This window comes from Mycobacterium sp. SMC-18, assembly GCF_045310895.1.
Taxonomy (GTDB): Bacteria; Actinomycetota; Actinomycetes; order Mycobacteriales; family Mycobacteriaceae; genus Mycobacterium.
Genome location: NZ_JBJIAL010000008.1, coordinates 99,808 through 117,492, shown reverse-complemented (window position 1 = coordinate 117,492; position 17,685 = coordinate 99,808). Strand labels below are relative to the sequence as shown.

18 protein-coding genes are annotated in these 17,685 nt (G+C 64.7%); 10 read left to right on the top strand and 8 right to left on the bottom strand.

Features of this window, described 5'->3' with window-relative positions:
• The first annotated feature begins 8 nt into the window (after positions 1 to 8).
• Both ACJH6J_RS09660 and ACJH6J_RS09655 read left to right on the top strand, forming a co-directional pair.
• Positions 9 to 611, top strand: a complete 603-nt coding sequence (locus ACJH6J_RS09660; RefSeq protein ID WP_406803879.1) for an Mce protein — start codon at positions 9 to 11, stop codon at positions 609 to 611.
• 11 nt (positions 612 to 622) lie between these two features.
• Positions 623 to 1,402 (top strand): mannan-binding protein, encoded by a 780-nt coding sequence (locus tag ACJH6J_RS09655; RefSeq protein WP_406803878.1) that lies wholly within the window; start codon positions 623 to 625, stop codon positions 1,400 to 1,402.
• A 9-nt stretch (positions 1,403 to 1,411) separates the two neighbouring features.
• On the opposite strand, the gene ACJH6J_RS09650 is transcribed toward ACJH6J_RS09655, so the two are convergent.
• From ACJH6J_RS09650 to ACJH6J_RS09635, 4 genes are all read right to left on the bottom strand, one after another.
• A complete protein-coding gene (locus ACJH6J_RS09650) occupies positions 1,412 to 2,896 on the bottom strand; it encodes an aldehyde dehydrogenase family protein (protein ID WP_406803877.1) in 1,485 nt (494 codons plus the stop codon).
• On the bottom strand, positions 2,883 to 4,001 hold the full coding sequence (locus ACJH6J_RS09645; protein WP_406803876.1) for a CaiB/BaiF CoA transferase family protein: 1,119 nt from the start codon (positions 3,999 to 4,001) through the stop codon (positions 2,883 to 2,885). The genes ACJH6J_RS09650 and ACJH6J_RS09645 overlap by 14 nt, the downstream gene beginning before the upstream one ends.
• The gene (locus ACJH6J_RS09640) at positions 4,001 to 5,152 is read right to left on the bottom strand and encodes an acyl-CoA dehydrogenase family protein (protein WP_406803875.1); all 1,152 of its coding nucleotides are present in this window, start codon (positions 5,150 to 5,152) and stop codon (positions 4,001 to 4,003) included. Before ACJH6J_RS09640 ends, ACJH6J_RS09645 begins: the two co-directional genes overlap by 1 nt.
• A 73-nt stretch (positions 5,153 to 5,225) precedes the next feature.
• Positions 5,226 to 6,308 carry an AraC family transcriptional regulator gene (locus ACJH6J_RS09635; RefSeq protein WP_406803874.1) on the bottom strand — a complete coding sequence of 361 codons (1,083 nt, stop codon included), beginning with the start codon at positions 6,306 to 6,308 and terminating at the stop codon, positions 5,226 to 5,228.
• A 29-nt stretch (positions 6,309 to 6,337) separates the two neighbouring features.
• On the opposite strand from ACJH6J_RS09635, the gene ACJH6J_RS09630 reads away from it, so the two are divergent.
• The 7 genes from ACJH6J_RS09630 to ACJH6J_RS09600 all read left to right on the top strand — a co-directional run bounded on the left by ACJH6J_RS09630 (position 6,338) and on the right by ACJH6J_RS09600 (position 13,076).
• On the top strand, positions 6,338 to 7,189 hold the full coding sequence (locus tag ACJH6J_RS09630; RefSeq protein WP_346414946.1) for a MaoC/PaaZ C-terminal domain-containing protein: 852 nt from the start codon (positions 6,338 to 6,340) through the stop codon (positions 7,187 to 7,189).
• Positions 7,186 to 8,388, top strand: coding sequence for a lipid-transfer protein (locus tag ACJH6J_RS09625; protein ID WP_406803873.1), 1,203 nt, complete (start codon positions 7,186 to 7,188; stop codon positions 8,386 to 8,388). Before ACJH6J_RS09630 ends, ACJH6J_RS09625 begins: the two co-directional genes overlap by 4 nt.
• A 26-nt stretch (positions 8,389 to 8,414) precedes the next feature.
• Positions 8,415 to 8,846 carry an SRPBCC family protein gene (locus ACJH6J_RS09620; protein WP_346414944.1) on the top strand — a complete coding sequence of 144 codons (432 nt, stop codon included), beginning with the start codon at positions 8,415 to 8,417 and terminating at the stop codon, positions 8,844 to 8,846.
• A 1-nt stretch (position 8,847) separates the two neighbouring features.
• The gene (locus tag ACJH6J_RS09615; protein ID WP_406803872.1) at positions 8,848 to 9,735 is read left to right on the top strand and encodes an SDR family oxidoreductase; all 888 of its coding nucleotides are present in this window, start codon (positions 8,848 to 8,850) and stop codon (positions 9,733 to 9,735) included.
• A 79-nt stretch (positions 9,736 to 9,814) separates the two neighbouring features.
• Positions 9,815 to 10,600: an alpha/beta fold hydrolase gene (locus ACJH6J_RS09610; RefSeq protein WP_406803871.1), complete on the top strand. Its 786-nt coding sequence runs from the start codon at positions 9,815 to 9,817 to the stop codon at positions 10,598 to 10,600.
• Between the two features lie 18 nt (positions 10,601 to 10,618).
• Positions 10,619 to 11,461, top strand: a complete 843-nt coding sequence (locus ACJH6J_RS09605; protein ID WP_406803870.1) for an SDR family NAD(P)-dependent oxidoreductase — start codon at positions 10,619 to 10,621, stop codon at positions 11,459 to 11,461.
• Positions 11,451 to 13,076: an acyl-CoA synthetase gene (locus ACJH6J_RS09600; RefSeq protein WP_406803869.1), complete on the top strand. Its 1,626-nt coding sequence runs from the start codon at positions 11,451 to 11,453 to the stop codon at positions 13,074 to 13,076. Before ACJH6J_RS09605 ends, ACJH6J_RS09600 begins: the two co-directional genes overlap by 11 nt.
• Positions 13,077 to 13,130: 54 nt before the next feature.
• Here ACJH6J_RS09600 and ACJH6J_RS09595 read toward each other — a convergent pair whose 3' ends face one another.
• Positions 13,131 to 13,979, bottom strand: coding sequence for an SDR family oxidoreductase (locus ACJH6J_RS09595; protein WP_406803868.1), 849 nt, complete (start codon positions 13,977 to 13,979; stop codon positions 13,131 to 13,133).
• On the opposite strand from ACJH6J_RS09595, the gene ACJH6J_RS09590 reads away from it, so the two are divergent.
• A complete protein-coding gene (locus ACJH6J_RS09590) occupies positions 13,938 to 14,978 on the top strand; it encodes an AraC family transcriptional regulator (RefSeq protein ID WP_406803867.1) in 1,041 nt (346 codons plus the stop codon). The two genes, ACJH6J_RS09595 and ACJH6J_RS09590, sit on opposite strands and share 42 nt — an antisense overlap.
• Positions 14,979 to 15,051: 73 nt before the next feature.
• Here the strand turns inward: ACJH6J_RS09590 and truB are convergent, their stop codons facing one another.
• Genes truB through ACJH6J_RS09575 form a run of 3 tightly spaced genes read right to left on the bottom strand, consistent with a single transcriptional unit; the run spans position 15,052 to position 17,557 of the window.
• Positions 15,052 to 15,954, bottom strand: coding sequence for a tRNA pseudouridine(55) synthase TruB (truB, locus tag ACJH6J_RS09585; protein ID WP_406803866.1), 903 nt, complete (start codon positions 15,952 to 15,954; stop codon positions 15,052 to 15,054).
• Positions 15,951 to 16,616: a 4'-phosphopantetheinyl transferase gene (locus ACJH6J_RS09580; protein WP_406803865.1), complete on the bottom strand. Its 666-nt coding sequence runs from the start codon at positions 16,614 to 16,616 to the stop codon at positions 15,951 to 15,953. The genes truB and ACJH6J_RS09580 overlap by 4 nt, the downstream gene beginning before the upstream one ends.
• Positions 16,616 to 17,557, bottom strand: coding sequence for a metallophosphoesterase family protein (locus ACJH6J_RS09575; protein ID WP_406803864.1), 942 nt, complete (start codon positions 17,555 to 17,557; stop codon positions 16,616 to 16,618). The genes ACJH6J_RS09580 and ACJH6J_RS09575 overlap by 1 nt, the downstream gene beginning before the upstream one ends.
• Between the last annotated feature and the right edge of the window lie 128 nt (positions 17,558 to 17,685).

The window sequence follows — 17,685 nt, the reverse complement described above, 5'->3', positions numbered from 1 at the left end:
GAGCAATCATGACAGTGACGACCCATGACGACCGCGATGTCGACGATGCTGGCCATATCGAAGACACCGTGGCGGAGCAGGATTCGACTGACGTCCTGCAGGACACTTCAACCGAAGCGGCCGCGCCGCAGCGGTGGCGCCGCCGCACCGTCAGGACCCTGATACTGACGACATTCATCGGCGCATACGGCCTGACGGGTTTTCTGGGTTGGCAACTGTGGCAGTCGCACGCAGTGGCCGAGGCCGGGAAAGCAGCACAGCACAAGGCGATCGAGTACGCGCACGTGTTGACGAGCATCGACTCGAACAGCGTCGACCAGAACTTCGCCACGGTGCTGAACGGCGCAACCGGCGAGTTCAAGGACATGTACACCAAATCCAGTCTGCAACTTCGGCAATTGCTGATCGACAACAAAGCGACGGCGCACGGCGTTGTCACCGATTCGGCGATCCAGTCCGTATCGCGAGACAAGGTGGTCGTGTTGTTGATGGTCAACCAAACGGTCAGCAACACTGCCCGCCCCGACCCGCGCGTCGACCGCAGCCGCATGAAGATCACGATGGAACTGGTGGACGGGCGTTGGTTGGCAAGCAAGGTCGAACTGCCCTAGGAGCTGCTGACATGTTCGGAAACCGTTTGGCAGCAGCCGTGATCGGTATCGGCGTCACCATCGCCACCGCGCCGACGTCGGCGGCCTCCGCGCCGTCGTTCTGCGGAGAACTCGGTGGTGACTGGGATGGCCAGTACTGCCACACGTCGGTGCTCTCGCAACGCAAGGCGACCCGCGACATCAAGGTGGCAGTACCGGGTGATCTCGTGGACAACCCCATTACCGGCCCGGTACTTCGCCCGTACCTACGCGACCTGTACACCAACTGGCGGGCCAAAGGCGCCTCGATGGTCCAGGACAGCTGGGGCGAGGAGAACTTTCAGGTATTGCGGCACGGCAACGCCCTCAGCGTGGTGTTCCACGAGGACTATCACGCGGACGGACCGTGGATCAACAACGCCTACCGCACCTTCACGTTCGACATGGCGACCGGAAAGCAGTTGGCGCTGAGCGACATCGTCAGGGCGGGAGTGGATCCCGGCGCCGCCATTCCCCCGCTGGCCGGGCAATTCATCTCCGAAGCCCTCGACAGAGCAGCCTGGCAGCACGCACCGGGTGCCTACCCGTTCTCGCCCGACCGCTGGACAGCGGACAAGCCGTACTCCGGCGGCTACCGGGCCTGGGCACTGACGCCCGATGAGTTGATCCTGTACATGCCGGACTATCCGGTCGGGCACGACTCACCGATCCAGTACGACCAGCTTCAGCAGTGGTCGATGGACGGTGGCACTGTCGAGCCGCACATCCCGCTCACGGCCCTCGCGTCGATCCTGCGCCCTGAGTACAGCTGAAGTCTCGAGTCAGCCGAGTTTGCGGAGCAGGCCCCGCCCGGCGCTGATTCGTAGCACGGCCTTGACCATCGCGGTCCGTGCCGGCGTGTACGGGAACCAATGCGGATCACGCTGGAGATCAACCCGATTCCACATCGTCGTCTGAACGCGGCAGTACTTGCGAATGCCCGCGGCGCCACCGTTCCGCCCACCGATCCCCGATTCCTTACGACCGGTCATGGCTGCGGGAAACGCCGCGACGTTGGTCAACACGTCGTTGATGTTCACCGCGCCGACCTCGAGCCGGTCCGCCACCCGTCTTCCGCGGGCGCGGTCGCGCGTCCAGACGCTGGCCGACAAACCGTAGCGCGAATCATTGGCCAGCCGGATGGCTTCCATCTCGCCACTGACCCGCATGATGGGCAGCAGTGGACCGAACGTCTCCTCGGTCATGCACAGCATCGAGTGGTCGACATCCGTCAGCACCGTGGGCGCGAAGGCCAGGGTTTCCTCTGTGCGGCTTCCCCCGGTCAACACTGTGGCGCCACGGGCACAGGCATCGGTGACGTGCCGCTCGACGATCGCCAGCTGTGCTTCATTGATCATCGGACCGATGTCGATGGCGCGGGCATTTTCCCCCTCGACGCCGTGACGCAGCCGTGCCGTTTCGTCGAGTACGCGCCGGACGAATTCGTCGTACACCGCGTCGACGACGTATACGCGTTCGACCGATACGCAGGCCTGTCCGGTGTTGTAGAACGCGCCGAACACGGCGCCCCGAGCAGCACGGCCGAGGTCGGCGTCGGCCAACACCAGCATCGCATCCTTTCCGCCGAGTTCCAGGCTGCACGGGATCAGACGCTGCGCTGCAGCAGCGGCAACGAGCTTCCCCGTCGCACACGAGCCGGTGAATTGGACGTAGTCCACGTGGTCGACCACCGCTGCGCCCGCGCCTGCGTCTCCGGGTGTGCAGGCCAGTACGGCAGGTGCACCGATCTCATTCCATCCATCGATCACGAATCGGGTGGCGACGGTGGTGAATTCGGATGGCTTGACGATGACCGCGGCGCCGGCGGCCAGCGCGGGCACTGCGTCCATCATCGCCAGGGCAATCGGGAAGTTCCAGGGCGCAATCACTCCGACGAGCGGATACGGACGGTAGCGGTGCTGAATTCGCTTGTTGACGGTGATGAGCGACCGCGGCCGGGGATGCTCGTCGGCGAGAATCCGATGGGCCTGGCCGCGGTAGTAGTTGATCGCCTCAGCGGCATAGGCGATTTCGAGAGCTGCCTCCGACCGAACCTTGTGTGTTTCGTCCTGGATCGCCGTCACGATCTCAAACTGGTTGTCGAACAACCAGTCCCGGTATCGCAGCAACCACGAGGCCCGGCCCCGGGTACCCATCGCTTCCCACTCGCCTTGAGCGTCTCGGAGTCGACGTGCCAGCTCCGGTACGACGCCGCCGGCGTGCGGCCCCGACCGGATTGTGCGAGCAGTCGTTTCAGCTGCCGACATGAGCACTCGACGCGGCGACGCTCCACCTGCTGAGGAGCTGTTCGACATCTGACGTTTCGGTCGACATCGGCGCCGGAACTCCGGCGGCGGTGCGGCTGAATCGCGGCGCCGGGGCGGGCTGGCGAAGACCGTCGATCTCCAGGTAGGCGCCACGTGCTTGGTTGTGCGGATGTTCGTGGGCTTCCCACGGCGACAGGACCGGCGTGACGCAGGCATCGCTGTCTGCGAAGTGCTCGGCCCACTCATCGCGGCTGCGCTGCTTGAACTTTGCGGCGATGCGAGCCCTGAGCTCAGCCCAGCCGGTGGTGTCGAGCTGAAACGGCAGATCCGGGTCATCGACACCAAGGCGTTCGAGCATCTGCAGATAGAACGGATACTCCACACAACCGACCGCGACATGACGCCCGTCGGCACATTCGTAGGTGTCGTAGAACGGTGCGCCGCCATCGAGCATGTTGTGGCCCCGTGGTTGGTTCCAGAGGCCGTTGGCATGCAGGCCGTGCATGAACGCGGTGTAGAGGGCCGCACCGTCGACCATCGCCGCGTCGATGATCTGGCCGATGCCCGACTGTGCGCGTTCGTACAGCGCCGCGATGACGCCGAGGGCCAAGAGCATTCCACCGCCGGCGAAGTCACCGACAATGTTGCCCGGCGGCACGGGTCGTTCGTCGGCACGGCCAACCAGGTCGAGTACCCCGGACAAGGCAATGTAGTTGATGTCGTGGCCGGCAGTGGGTGCGAGTGGACCTTGCTGCCCCCATCCGGTCATGCGTGCGTACACGATGCGGGGGTTCCGGCTACTGATGTCGGCCGGGCCGAGTCCCAGGCGTTCGGCGACACCGGGCCGGAATCCCTCGACGAAGACGTCCGCGTTGTCGGTGATCGCATACAGGCGGTCCCGGTCGTCCGGATTCTTCAGATCAAGGGCGAGGCTGTATTTGCCGCGGTCCAGCGGCCCGGCTGGCGGTGTCAGTCCGTCCGAGGCGGTGGCGCGCTCGACCCGCAAGACCTCGGCCCCGAGATCGGCGAGAATCATGCAGCCGAACGGGGCCGGCGCGAGGCCGGCGATCTCAACGACCCGCAGCCCGGTGAGTGGTCCCGCCATCACAGTGCCTTCGCGATGATCGTCTTCATGATCTCGTTGGTACCGCCGTACACCTTCTGGATCCGGGCGTCGGTGTACATCCGCGCGATGGGGTACTCGGACATGTACCCGTAGCCGCCGAAAAGCTGCATACACCGGTCGATGACCTGGCACTGCTGCTCGGTGAGCCACCACTTCGCCTTGGCTGCCATGGGGATATCGAGTTCTCCCCCAAGGTGTTTGACGATGCAGTCATCGAGGAAGGTCCACGCCACCGTCTTGAGCGTGTCGCATTCGGCAAGCTCGAATTGGCTGTTCTGAAAGCCGAACACCGGACGCCCGAACGCCTCACGATCTTTGGTGTACGCCACCGTCAGGTTGACCGCTACCTCGATCGACGCGGCCGCGGCGACGGCCAGGAAGAGCCGTTCTTGCGCCAGTTGCTGCATCAGTTGGATGAACCCGAGGCCTTCGGTGTCCCCGATCAGGTTGGTCTGCGGCACCTCGACGTCGTCGAAGAACAGCTCGCAGGTGTCCTGGCCGTGCTGGCCGATCTTGTGCAGGTTGCGGCCACGGCGGAACCCGGCGCGATCGGTTTCGACAGCGATCAGCGAAACGCTGTCCACGCCTCTGCTGTCCGGGTCGGTCTTGGCCGCGACGATCACCAGATCGGCCAACAAGCCGTTGGAGATGAAAGTCTTTGCGCCACTGATGCGGTAGTTGTCGCCGTCCTTGACGGCTTTCGTCTTGATGGCCTGCAGGTCGGAACCCGTACCGGGTTCTGTCATGGCGATAGCGGTGATGATTTCACCGGTAGCCATCTTGGGCAGCCACTGCTGCTTCTGGCTTTCCGCGCCGTAGGAGTTGATGTAGTGGGCGATGATGCCGCTGTGCAGCATGCCGCCGAAGCTCGGTGCCAGGGCCCGAACTTGTTCGATCGAGACCACCGCGTCATGGGCAAACGTACCGCCACCGCCGCCGTAGACCTCGGGAATGCTCATGCAGAGCAGTCCCAGCTCGCCGGCCCGCGTCCAGACATCGCGATCGACGTGATGTTGTTCTGCCCAGCGCGCCTCGTGCGGTGCACATTCGGATTCGAAGAAGCGCCGCGCCAGGTCGGCGAGCGCATCCAGATCCTTGTCCATCCATCCCGAGCGATGTTGTTGAGTCATGTCAGGGACGCTATGGCGTACCGGGGCTGCGCAGCCATGACCGCGGCGATCACATGGCTTGACCGAAACGCGCCTACCGGGGCTGGTATGACCGGGGCGCGCTACCGGTCCATCGGCGAAACGCCCTGGTGAACGCGCTCGGCTCCGAGAAGCCCAGTCGCGCAGAAATTTCGGCAATCGACTCGTCGCCACGGGCCAAGCCCGCTATCGCAGCATCGCGCAGGACCGTCTCGCGCAGTTCACGGATCGACGTTCCCTCCTCACGCAGCTTGCGCCGCACGCTCTGCGGGCTGAGCGCCAGCGCCCGGGCGATGTCGTCGGTATTGGGTCCCGGACCGTTGAGTCCGCGCTGAAGCATGTGCCGTACCCGGTCCGACAGCGACGTGGCGTAATCGCGCCGGGCGAGAAAGTCGGCCGGGGCATTGCGGACGAACGACTCGACTTCTTCCTGCGTGCGCACCAATGGTGAGCCGAGGATCTTGCTGTTGATCACCAGCGCGGGCATCGGTGCAGAGAAAACGACTGGCGCGCCGAAAATCAGGTCATAGTCGTCGATGTCGCCAGGCTTCGGATACGGCACCTCGATGCGGTGCAGAGGCAGCGGCGCATTGATCGACCATTCGAGAAACCGCTGCGTGATCGCCAGGAGCGCGTCGACGAGAACATCGATGGGACCGTCGACGGCACTCAGATCGATCGACAACGTCGTCTCTTCGGGACCGAACTCGACGTGTATCGGCGGGGTACCCGGCAATGCGCCATTGAACTCCACGAACCGCTGCAAACCCTCACGCAGGTCCGCGGCAGTGCCGATCAGCGCATGACAAACCAGGCGGAAAGTGCCGCGCGGCACCGGGGTGGTGCCGAATCCGAGGAGCTCGTCATCAGTTACCCGCCACAATTCACGCACGAAGATCGTCGCCTGGTCTGTCGTGACCCGGGATCGGCCTTCGGCCAACAACATCGGAGACACACCGGCCCGGTGCATGAATGCGGATACATCCCAGCCGTTGGCCAGCGCAAACCTGACGAACGCCTGGATACGCCCGATCGGCACGGTATGAGGCACATCGCTCGCGGGTGTTCCGGTCACAATCGCAAACCATAGTCCGTGCGCGTTTGGGTCAACTGATCTGAGTTGTTCGGTCATCGGCATGGCCGCCGGCGGTGAATAGCGTCATCGGCATGTCAACTCCAGATGGATTCAACCTGGACCGCCTCGACCGATGGGGCGAGGAACAGGAATTCAAAGTCGAAGCCGAGCAGACCATCGCCTACGCCAAGGCGACGAACGATCCGATTGCCGCTCACCTGGACGGCACCTACGCGCCGCCGGTCTTCGCCGTCGTTCCGGTCACCGCGATGATGGCCGATGCCACCCTCGCGGTGGTGCCGGACGACCTGATGATGCGATTGCTGCACGGGGAACATGACTTCCGCATCCACCGGCCGATCGAGCCGGGTGAGCTGCTCACCGTCCGCGCCAAGCCGATCGGCATCACCGGCAAGCAATCTGGCGCGGTGGTGACGACGCTGGTCGAGACTCGCAGTGACCGCGGCGACCTGGTCAATGAGCAGTACTTCGTCGGATTCTTCCGGGGCGGCCAATTCGACGGAACCGTAGGCGATTTCAGTCCGGAGCACGGATTCCCCGAACTGTTGCGGACCCGCCGGCCGGATTTCACCGCAGTGCAGCAGTTCGATGAGGACCAGACGTTCCGGTATGCCGAGCCCGCAGGCGATCCGATGCCGATTCATCTCGACGACGACTTCGCCAAGGCCATGGGCCTTCCCGGGATCATCATCCACGGTCTGTGCACCATCGCGTTCACCTCACATGCGTTGCTGACCAACATCAGCCCTGATGATCCGACCCGGCTGAAGAGACTGGCGGTACGCCTGTCCAAGCCTGCGCTGCCGAAGGAAACCATCACCACCTCGGTGTGGCGCCACGACGAGCACTACGCATTCGAAACTGCCGGCGACGAAAAGCCGGGCAAGTACGTGATCACCGACGGAAGGGCAGAATTCGCATGAGCAACAAGGTCTTCGTCATCGGCGTGGGTATGACGAAGTTTGAGAAGCCCGGTCGCAAGGCCGGTTGGGATTACCCGGCGATGGCCAATGAATCGGGGACGAAAGCTCTTGCCGATGCCGGGATTTCCTACGACCTGATCGAACAGGCCTATGCCGGTTACTGCTACGGCGAATCGACAGCCGGCCATCGCGCCGTGTACGAACTCGGTCTGACCGCGATCCCGATTTTCAACGTCAACAGCAACTGCTCGACCGGCTCCAGCGCGTTGTTCCTTGCCGCGCAGGCTATTCGCGGCGGCATCGCCGACTGCACGTTGGCGCTCGGCTTCGAGAAGATGAGCCCGGGCTCGTTGGGTACGAACGGCTACGAGGACCGCGAGCAGCCGATGCAGCGCCATCTCATGGCGATGGCCGAGCTCCGCGAGATCTACTTCCCGCCCGCCCCATGGATGTTCGGCGCAGCCGGCCTTGAGCACAACGAGATGTACGGCTCTACCCCGGACCATTTCGTCAAGATCGCGGCTAAGAACCATCGGCACTCGGTCAACAACCCGTATGCGCAGTTCCAGGAACTGTATTCAGAAGATCAGATAAAGGCCGACAAGGTGGTCTACCCGGCGGCGGGCATGACGAGGTCCATGTGCTCTCCGACCTCCGACGGATCGGCCGCGGTGGTCCTGGCCAGTGAACGGTTCGTCAACGATCACGACCTTGCCGGCCGTGCCGTCGAAATCGTGGGCCAGGCGCTGGTGACGGACGTCGCCGGAACCTTCGAGTCCGGCAGCTTCGCCACACTGGTCGGCGCGGACATGAGCCGCACTGCCGCGCAACGTGTCTACGAGCAGGCACAGCTCGGTCCCGACGACATCGACGTCATCGAGCTGCACGACTGCTTCGCACCCAACGAACTGTTGACATACGAAGCTCTCGGTTTGTGCGACATCGGCGGTGGACACAAGCTCGTCGACGCCGGCGACACCACCTACGGCGGGCGTTGGGTCGTCAACCCGTCGGGCGGTCTCATCTCCAAGGGACATCCGCTGGGCGCCACCGGACTGGCGCAGTGCAGTGAACTCACCTGGCAATTGCGCGGCGAGGCCGACCAACGCCAGGTCGCGGGCGCGAAGGTCGCGCTGCAACACAACATCGGACTCGGCGGTTCGGCGGTGGTCACCGCATACCGGCCCGCTGACCGCTGAAACCCACAAGATAAGGAGAACGAAACATGGCACGTACAACGGCATCCAAGGACATCGCCGCACCGCCGGAGAAGATCTGGGCAGTGCTCGCCGACCCGCGGCGTAACGAGGAGTGGAACACCCTGCACACCCGCTGGAAGGACGAGCCCCCCGCCGAAATGTCGCAGGGCGCTCAGATGACCGCGGTGCTCACCATCATGGGAATGGCGAACACCATCACGCAGACCGTCGACAAGTACGACCCGCCAACATCATTCACGGTGTCGGGCAACGGCATGGCCGGCGCCAAGGTCAGCCTCACCGCGACGGTCGAGCCGAAGGGCGACGGCTCGGCGGTGACCATCGACGCCGAGTTCATCAGCCAGATGATGGTCGGTGCCATCGGCGGCGCGATCGAACGTGCCTCCAAGAAGGAGCTCGAGGCTTCGCTGAACAACCTTGCCGGATTGGTGAGTTGATATGGGACGCTTCGATGATCGGGTTGCCATCGTCACCGGTGCGGGACGGGGTATCGGCCGCGAGCACGCACTGTTGCTGGCAGCCGAAGGGGCGAAGGTCGTGGTCAACGACGCCGGCGGCGCCAACGACGGCAGCGGGTCCGACAGCGGGCCGGCGCAAACCGTTGTGGACGAAATCCTGGCGCGCGGCGGCCAGGCCGTTGCCAACACCAGCAGCGTCGCGGACTGGAACGAGGCCAAAGCACTTGTCGATCAGGCGATCGCGGAATTCGGCGGCCTGGACATCCTCGTGAACAATGCGGGGATCCTGCGGGACGGCTTCATCGCCGGGCTGGACGAAAGTCAGTTCGACACCGTCATCGCCGTACACCTCAAGGGGCATTTCAACACGCTGCACCATGCTGCTGTTCACTGGAAGGACCGGTCCAAGGCAGGCGACCAGCCCAACGCGGCGGTGATCAACACGGCCTCGGCATCCGGTACGTTCTCGGTGCTCGCCGGCCAGGCGAATTACGGTGCGGCCAAGGCCGGTATCGCCGCGCTGACACTCGTCGCAGCCGAGGAACTCGAGCGCTACGGAGTGCGGGTCAATGCCATTGCGCCGGTTGCCCGGACGCGCCTGACCCTGGCCACCCCCGGCATGGGCGCGATCTTCGCCGAAGAGGTGCCCGAAGGCGAGTTCGATGCCTTCAGCCCGGCCAACATCGCCCCGATCATGGCCTACCTGGCGAGCGAAAAGTGCCCGCTGACCGGTCATGTGCTCGCGGTTCAGGGTGGCGCCGTCTCACGGCTGCAGGGCTGGACGATCGAGGAAACCGTCGAGGTCGACGGCCCTTGGCACCTCGACGAACTGCCCGGACATTTCGACAACTGGGCCACCGGAGCCTAGCCGGATGGTGACGGTACGCACAGCGGCCTATGCGGGATACCGGACGCGTGAACTGTCTGTCGCGGGGACAGGGCCGAAAGTGGTTCTGTTGCATGGCTTTGCGCACCCGGCCGGTTCGTGGCAGGGCATCCTGCAACGCTGCGCGGCAGCCGGAATCCCCGCGGTGGCAGCTGATCTACCGGGATTCGGTGCCGCGGACCCGTTTCAAACGGGTCCGCGGCTACCGCAGCTCGACAGCTTCGTGAACGAACTGATCGAGGTGCACAGCAGCCAGGCGCCGGTCGTGGTCGTCGGCAACTCGCTCGGCGGACTGCTGGCGGTGCGCGCAGCCGCCGCGCGTGCCGATGACTGCGTCGGAGCAGTGATGCCGGTGAACGCGGCCGGTTTCGGTTGGACTCCCCTGGGCCACGTGGCCGCCTTTGCCGCGGGCCGGCGCTTGGATTGGCTGGGTATGGTCCCGGCACCGGCGGCCATCCGACGCTGGGTATCAGCCACTATCGCCAGATTCGCCCTGTACGGCGACAGGCGGTCACCGGTCGACCCCGCGATGGTCCGCCTGTTGACCGACCAGCTCGAGCGGCGTGGTGATCGCCTGCAGCTGTTGACACTGGCCCGGGAGGTCGTCACAGAAGTGAATGCCCTCCGCGGCGTGCCACCGGTGCGGTGCGCCGCGACTGTCGTGCATGGCCGCGCTGACCCGATCGTGGCGCTCGCGGCGTCGCGTCGAATCGCAGCCGCAATCCCCGGGGCACAACTGAAGATGCTCGACCGCGCCGGTCATTGCCCCCAGATCGATGCCCCGGACCTGCTTTTCGCAACCTTGCGGAACTTGGTCGGAACTGTCCGCGATGCCCAGACCGCATGAGATGAATGGACGATGTACATGAACGCACGAAAAGTCGCCATCACCGGCGGGGCTCGCGGTATCGGCCGGGCCACCGCCGCGGCGTTCCTCGCCGCGGGGGCACGCGTTGCGATAGGAGATCTTGACGGAGGCCACTGCCGTGACGTGGCGGCACAACTCGATCCAGCCGCGGTCGGACTTCCCCTGGACGTCACCAACGCCGCATCATTCGCCGATTTCCTCGACCGAGCCAGTACCGCGATGGGCGGGCTCGACGTCGTCGTCAACAACGCCGGCATCATGCCGACCGGCGCGTTTCTCGACGAAGACGACATCAAGACCGACCGCATGGTCGCCATCAATCTGCGCGGCGTGATCACGGGAACGCGGCTCGCGGCCAACCATTTCCGGCAGAACGGCCGGCATGGCAGCATCGTCAACGTCGCTTCGCTCGCGGGACTGTTCGGAGCGCCCGCCATCGCCACGTACTGCGCCACCAAGGCCGCCGTGGTGATGCTCACCGAATCCCTGGCAAAAGAGTTTTCCAGCAATGGGATTCATGTGGCCGTCGTCCTTCCCGGTGTCGTGCGCACAGAGCTGTCGGGGGGCGCGCACTACCCGCGGTGGATGGAGCGGTTCGCCGCCGTTGCTCCCGAAGACATCGCGCAGGCGATCACATCAGTGGTGACGACGAAGCGGACGCGAGTGTCGGTGCCACCCTCCCTCAATACCGTTGTCGCGGTGCGAAACCTGCTGCCGTATGAGGTACGTCAGCGCCTGGACCGCATCGTGGGCCTGGATTCTGCCTTCACTCGGGCTGATCCGGCCGCCCGGGCACGGTATCACCGACGACTGGCAGGTGATCTCAATAGTGTTGACTGACAAGACCAACCGGACCGCCGAGGAAGTACGGGCCCTCTTCGCCTGTCTGCATGCCGGCGTACTCGGGCCGGTGGCGCCCCGTGCCGCAGCATCGGCCGTCCGTGCGATCCACAGTTACGGCGCCACTGGAGCCGTCACCACCATCGCCGCCCTACGGCACGGTGACCGTACCGGACTGATCGACGAACGCGGTCCCTTGACCTACAACGAAATCGACGCGCGTTCCAATGCCGTCGCCAACGCCTGGAGGGCACAAGGCCTCCGCGCCGAACACTCCGTCGGCATCATGTGCCGTAACCATCGCGGACTGCTGGACGCGCTGTTCGCCGCAGCCAAATGTGGCGTCCGGGTCGTATTGCTCAACTACGACTTCGCAGGCCCTCAAGTCGCGGCCGTCGTCGAACGGGAAAAGATAGATCTGCTCGTCCACGACGACGAATACACCGACCACGTTGACGGTCTCGACCGACTCACCTTCGGCAAGTGGCGGACCTGGGTCGACGAGGCCCGACCGGACACCCTGGAATATCTCGTCGAATCGGGTGACCCCCGGGTCGTACCGGCACCACGCAAGCACGCCGGTGTCGTCATTCTGACCAGTGGCACCACGGGTACGCCGAAAGGGGCACAACGGCCCGACCCACGGTCACTGAGTCCGATCGGCGGCCTGCTGGACAAAGTGCCGTTCCGCGGGCGGCAGGTCACCGAATGCTGCGTGCCGATCTTCCACGCCCTCGGCTTCAGCCATGCCATCCTGGCGCTGATGATGGGCTCCACCCTGATCATCCGTCGGCGATTCGATGCTCGCGCCACGCTGGACAGCCTGGAAAGTCATCGTGTTACCGCGATGATCGTCGCGCCAGTCATGCTGCAACGCCTGCTGGACACCGAGCCCAATCCTCGTGAATCTCATAATCTTTCGCATCTGCGCATCATCTTCGTGGCGGGCTCGCAGCTGGGATCATCGTTGTGCCTGCGCGCGACGGCAGCATTCGGCCCGGTGCTCTACAACCTCTACGGCTCTACTGAGGTGGCCTACGCGACGATCGCCACACCCGACGAGCTGAAGCGAGAGCCTGGCAGTGTCGGTTCGGTTGTTCGCGGAGCGCGGGTGGAGATTCGCGGTGACCACGGTGAACTGCTGGGGCCCGGCGTAACTGGCCGCATCTTCGTCGGAAACTCGTTCCAGTTCACGGGATACACCGATGGCCGGACCAAAAACACCATCAACGGCCTGATGTCCAGCGGTGACGTCGGCCATCTGGATGAGACCGGTCTACTGTTCATCGACGGCCGTGACGACGACATGATCGTCTCCGGCGGAGAGAACATCTATCCGGCCGAAGTGGAGGAAACCCTCACCGCACATCCCGGCGTCGTGGAGGCAGCCGTCATCGGAGTGGCTGACGAGGAATACGGAGCGCGACTGCGGGCCTATGTGGTGCCCGCACCCGGCGTGCACCTGACGCCCCAGGAGGTCCGCGACCACGTCAAAGCCAATCTCGCCCGCTTCAAAGTCCCCAGAGACGTTGTCTTCCTGGATGAATTGCCGCGGAATCCGACAGGCAAGGTCGTCAAGCGAGCGCTTCCCCCGTCGGCTCCGGTGCAGCCCTGACTGACGTCCGACGAGCTGCAGCTCGAGTGCATTTGTCAGAGAACGACTTTCGCCTCAAGTGGAGGTTTGCAGATACTGGCGCAGACTCTCGGGAGCATGTCCGGTCACCGCGCGGACGTCGTTGGTGACGTCGGCGAGATCGCCGGCGGCGATTGCAGTGTAGGTCGATACCCAGGCGTCGTACTGCCACTGTGGAACGTTCCAGAGTCGTCGGCGTGACGCATAGGCTTCTTCTATCGTCTCGTTGTGGTAGGTCACCGAGCGTCCCGAGACCTCAGAGATGATCCGGGTGACCTCAGTCAACGTCAGCGCTTCCGGACCTGTGAGGGTATAGGTCGCGTCGGCGTGCGCGGCCGGCTCTTTGACGACAGCTGCGGCAACACGAGCTACGTCAGCACGCGTGACAGGAGCCAGCCGCCCGTCTCCGGCGGGACCTCGCAGGACGTCGTCCTCACCCACGAACTCCGGGAGCACGTCTGCGTAAAAGTTGTTCCGAAGAAACGTATACGAGATACCGCTGGCGCGGATGTACTGCTCGGTGCCCCAGTGGTCACGCGCCAAGGTGAAGACGGCATCACTCGCTGCGCCGGCGAACGAGGTGTAGACGATGTGACGGACGCCGGCGGAGACCGCCGCATCGATGAACGCCCGATGCTGGTCGAGACGGTCGGCGCTCTCGGCGCCCGACACCATGAACAGAACATCGACGCCGACCAAACTGGCACGCGTGACGTCGTCGTCGGCATATGAGCTCTGGACCGCTACCGCACCCGCGAGGGCGGGAGCCTTCTGCGGATTGCGGGAGAGCAGCCGCAGCGCAGCCCCTTCGTTCGCGAGCCGACGAGCGACGATCCCACCGAGATGACCGGTCGATCCGGTGACGGCGAGCGACGGATAGTTCATGGATCCTCAATCTGTGACAACGATATTGAACCTATCCTTGGGCCCACCGAAGGCATTGTCATGGTGATTCGAGGTCATACGATGAACAAAATTGGACATTCGAGCATCTTGAACGTCCGTTACGCGACGAGTCGGCTTTCGATCGAAGTGATATCTCTCCGCGAATTGCGGTTACGTGCCCGGCCGATAACGGATCAGTTCTTGCGGCCTCAGCGAGTGGACTTCGATCTGCTGGTGGTGTGCGACGCGGGAACGTTTCGCCACACCGTGGATTTCGTCGAGTACGTGCTCAGTCCGGGAGACGTGCTCTGGGTGCGTGCCGGCCAGGTCCAGGAATGGCAGCCGTCCGCCGTTATCGCGTCACACACGCTGAAGGCCATCGACTACGCGGATGTCGCCGCGACCATCGTGCTATTTCAACCCACCCGGCTTGACGAGCGAGCGCGCGCGCTGAGTGGATCAGTTCAACCGCGGTCTTTGTGGTCCCGGGCGGCTGCGCACGCGTCTCCCGCCCGCCGCCGCCTCGACGACCTCATCGAAACCGCAGCACGTTCGCTGCCACCAAGCATGCAGGAAGAACTCCTGGCCCGGATGCTGGGCATGCTGGTAGTCGAACTTGCCCTCGCCGATCCGGTGGAGAACGCTGCACATGGAACATCAGAAGACCTTTTCAGCGCTCTGACCGCGGCGATCGACGCCAACTTTGCCTCCACGAGAAACACCGGCGACTACGCCCGGCAACTGGGCTACTCGGCGCGCACAATCAATCGCAGTGCATTACGCAACACCGGCCTGACGGTCAAACAGCTCGTCGATCAGCGAGCGTTACTCGAGGCCAAACGCCTCCTCGTCCACGACACCGCATCGGTGCAAGCCGTCGGCCGTGCCGTGGGCTTCCCCGAACCGACCACATTCACTCGGTTCTTCCGGCATCGCGCGGGTGTCACACCACTCGAGTTCCGGGCAGCTCAGATGACTCCACGATCTGTCGCGCAATGACCTGGAGCAAGTCCGATGACCGGCCGGGCTCGACCGGTCAAAGGCGGCTTTCGTGGATGGGAATGCGCCACCGCTACAGCGTCGCCGGGCGCAGGACGACGACGCTGCTGGTGCGCTTGGGCCCGTCTTCCAACAGCGCGATGACCCGCCCGTCGGGTGCGGTGGCGGCGTAGGTCCCGTCGATGCCGGCCGGCTTCAGGGCCCGGCCATGCCGGGTGTCCTCGGTCTCGTCGTCGGTCAGGTCGCGCCGGGGGAACCCGAGCAGGCACGCGGCGTCCAGCGAGTAGCTCAGTTCGGCCGCATCGTTCAACTGTTCCAGCGTGCGCGCCTCGTCCAAGTCGTAGCGACCAACCCTGGTGCGCCGCAACGCCGTCAGGTGTCCACCGACGCCGAGCGCGGCGCCGACGTCGCGGGCCAGCGCCCGGATGTAGGTGCCCGACGAGCAGTCCACGGTGACGTCCACGTCGACGAACTCCTCGACGCGACGGACCGCGTCCACCGTGAAGCGTTCGATGCGCACCCGGCGGGCCGCCAGTTCCGGCGCCTTACCTTCACGCACCAGCTTGTACGCGCGCTCGCCGTCGACCTTGATGGCACTGACGGCCGAGGGCACCTGGTCGATCTCGCCCCGCAATGCCGCGACCGCCGACTCGATCTTGTCGTCGGTCACGTGCGCGGCCGAAACCGTCTCCAGCACTTCGCCTTCGGCGTCTTCGGTCGACGTGGTCTGGCCGAGCCGGATGGTCGCGATGTACTGCTTGTCGGTGGCGGTCAGCAGACCGAGGATCTTGGTGGCCCGTTCGATGCCGACCACCAGCACGCCGGTGGCCATCGGATCCAACGTGCCGGCATGCCCGACCTTGCGGGTCCCGAACAGTCGCCGGCACCGGCCGACGACATCGTGGCTCGTCATCCCGGCGGGCTTGTCGACGATCACCAGACCCGGCGGCGGGGCCGGCTTCGATGCAGGTTTCACAGCGAGATCGCCGTCAGGACAAGGCCGTTGGACACGGTGAAGCGCCCGGGCAGTTCGGTCAGCGGCGGCCCGGACTCGGCGGCCGGGTCGATCAGGATGCGCGACAGGAACGTTCCCGAGGTCCCCGACGAGTCCAGCTCGAAGGTGATGTGCGCGTCCTCGAAACCCAGCCAGCGATGGGTCAGCGGGAACCAGGCCTTGTACGTCGCCTCCTTGGCGCAGAACAGGATTCGATCCCAGTGGAGGTCACCCTCCATCGTCGTCACGGCGTCCTGCTCGGCAGGCAACGCGACCGCGCCCAGCACGCCCTTGGGCAGCACGCCGTGCGGTTCGGCATCGATACCGACAGACCGCACGTCGGCGGCGCGAGCCACCACGGCGCCACGGAAGCCCTCGCAGTGCGTCAGGCTGCCGACGATGCCGTCGGGCCAGCACGGTTCACCCTTGTCCCCCTTGAGGATCGGGACCGGGCCGACATCGAGCTTGCTCAATGCCTCACGGGCGCAGTGCCGCACGGTGATGAACTCGTTGCGCCGTTTGGCCACCGAACGCGCGATCAGGGGCTCTTCCTCCGGCAGTGGAACGAGATCGGCCGGGTCCGAATACGTCTCGGCGGTGGCCACCACGTCGGGCAGCACCTGCGATAACAGGGCGTCGCTCATCACAACCGCCTCGAATTGATCCGGTCCTGCATCTTCTGCGCGTGCTCCCGCATTTCCTGGGTGATCTCGAAGTGGCCACCGAAGTCGTTGAGGTAGCCGGGTGGGTACTGGGGGTCCGGCAGGATTTGGCGCATCCACCGATAAGGCTTGCGGCGCCGCCACTCTCGCGGATAGCCGACCGACACTTCCTCGAACCGCACCCCGTCGTAGTAGGTGGTGCGCGGGATGTGCAGGTGGCCGTACACCGAGCAGATGGCGTTGTAGCGGGTGTGCCAGTCCTTGGTCGCGGTGGTGCCGCACCACAGCGAGAACTCCGGATAGAACATGGCATCGCACGGTTCGCGCACCAGCGGGAAGTGGTTGACCAGGACCGTCGACTCCATCCAGTCCAGGTCGTCGAGCCTTTTGCGGGTGACGTTCAGCCGGTCCCGGCACCACGCGTCGCGGGTGGCGTACGGCTCGCTCGACAGCAGGAACTCGTCGGTGCCGACGACGTTGCGTTCCTTGGCCAGCGCGAGCCCCTCGGCCTTCGTCGCCGTGCCCGCGGGCAGGAAGCTGTAGTCGTACAGCAGGAACATCGGCACGATGGTCGCCGCGCCGCCGGGGCCGGTCCAGACCGGAAACGGGTGCTCGGGGGTCACGATGCCCATCTGGTCGCACATGTCGACCAGGTAGTCGTAGCGGGCCTTCCCGAAGATCTGCATCGGGTCCTTGTTGGTGGTCCACAGTTCGTGGTTGCCGGGCACCCAGATGACCTTGGCGAAACGCTTGCGCAGCAGGTCCAGGGACCACCGGATGTCGTCGGTGCGCTCGGCGACATCGCCGGCGACGATCAGCCAGTCGTCGGGCGAGGCCGGGTGCAGCGACTCGGTGACCGGCTTGTTTCCGGTGTGCCCGATGTGCAGGTCACTGATTGCCCAAAGGGTCGGCTGGGTCGACACAAAAAACCAGCCTACTTGGGCGACAGCAACGCCCGCTGGAGTGCCAACCGTCCCGCGCAGCGGGAGAAACTAGAACAGGTTCTCCCATCCTGTCCGGTGTGACGCAGGCGACTTGTAGACTCCCCGCA

Excerpts from the sequence above, each read along its gene's own strand:
- ACJH6J_RS09660 (WP_406803879.1), top strand. The coding sequence starts at position 9 with ATGACAGTGACGACCCATGACGACCGCGATGTCGACGATGCTGGCCAT.
- ACJH6J_RS09655 (WP_406803878.1), top strand. The coding sequence starts at position 623 with ATGTTCGGAAACCGTTTGGCAGCAGCCGTGATCGGTATCGGCGTCACC.
- ACJH6J_RS09650 (WP_406803877.1), bottom strand. The coding sequence starts at position 2,896 with ATGTCGGCAGCTGAAACGACTGCTCGCACAATCCGGTCGGGGCCGCAC.
- ACJH6J_RS09645 (WP_406803876.1), bottom strand. The coding sequence starts at position 4,001 with ATGGCGGGACCACTCACCGGGCTGCGGGTCGTTGAGATCGCCGGCCTC.
- ACJH6J_RS09640 (WP_406803875.1), bottom strand. The coding sequence starts at position 5,152 with ATGACTCAACAACATCGCTCGGGATGGATGGACAAGGATCTGGATGCG.
- ACJH6J_RS09635 (WP_406803874.1), bottom strand. The coding sequence starts at position 6,308 with ATGCCGATGACCGAACAACTCAGATCAGTTGACCCAAACGCGCACGGA.
- ACJH6J_RS09630 (WP_346414946.1), top strand. The coding sequence starts at position 6,338 with ATGTCAACTCCAGATGGATTCAACCTGGACCGCCTCGACCGATGGGGC.
- ACJH6J_RS09625 (WP_406803873.1), top strand. The coding sequence starts at position 7,186 with ATGAGCAACAAGGTCTTCGTCATCGGCGTGGGTATGACGAAGTTTGAG.
- ACJH6J_RS09620 (WP_346414944.1), top strand. The coding sequence starts at position 8,415 with ATGGCACGTACAACGGCATCCAAGGACATCGCCGCACCGCCGGAGAAG.
- ACJH6J_RS09615 (WP_406803872.1), top strand. The coding sequence starts at position 8,848 with ATGGGACGCTTCGATGATCGGGTTGCCATCGTCACCGGTGCGGGACGG.
- ACJH6J_RS09605 (WP_406803870.1), top strand. The coding sequence starts at position 10,619 with ATGAACGCACGAAAAGTCGCCATCACCGGCGGGGCTCGCGGTATCGGC.
- ACJH6J_RS09590 (WP_406803867.1), top strand. The coding sequence starts at position 13,938 with ATGACCGGTCGATCCGGTGACGGCGAGCGACGGATAGTTCATGGATCC.
- ACJH6J_RS09595 (WP_406803868.1), bottom strand. The coding sequence starts at position 13,979 with ATGAACTATCCGTCGCTCGCCGTCACCGGATCGACCGGTCATCTCGGT.
- ACJH6J_RS09580 (WP_406803865.1), bottom strand. The coding sequence starts at position 16,616 with ATGAGCGACGCCCTGTTATCGCAGGTGCTGCCCGACGTGGTGGCCACC.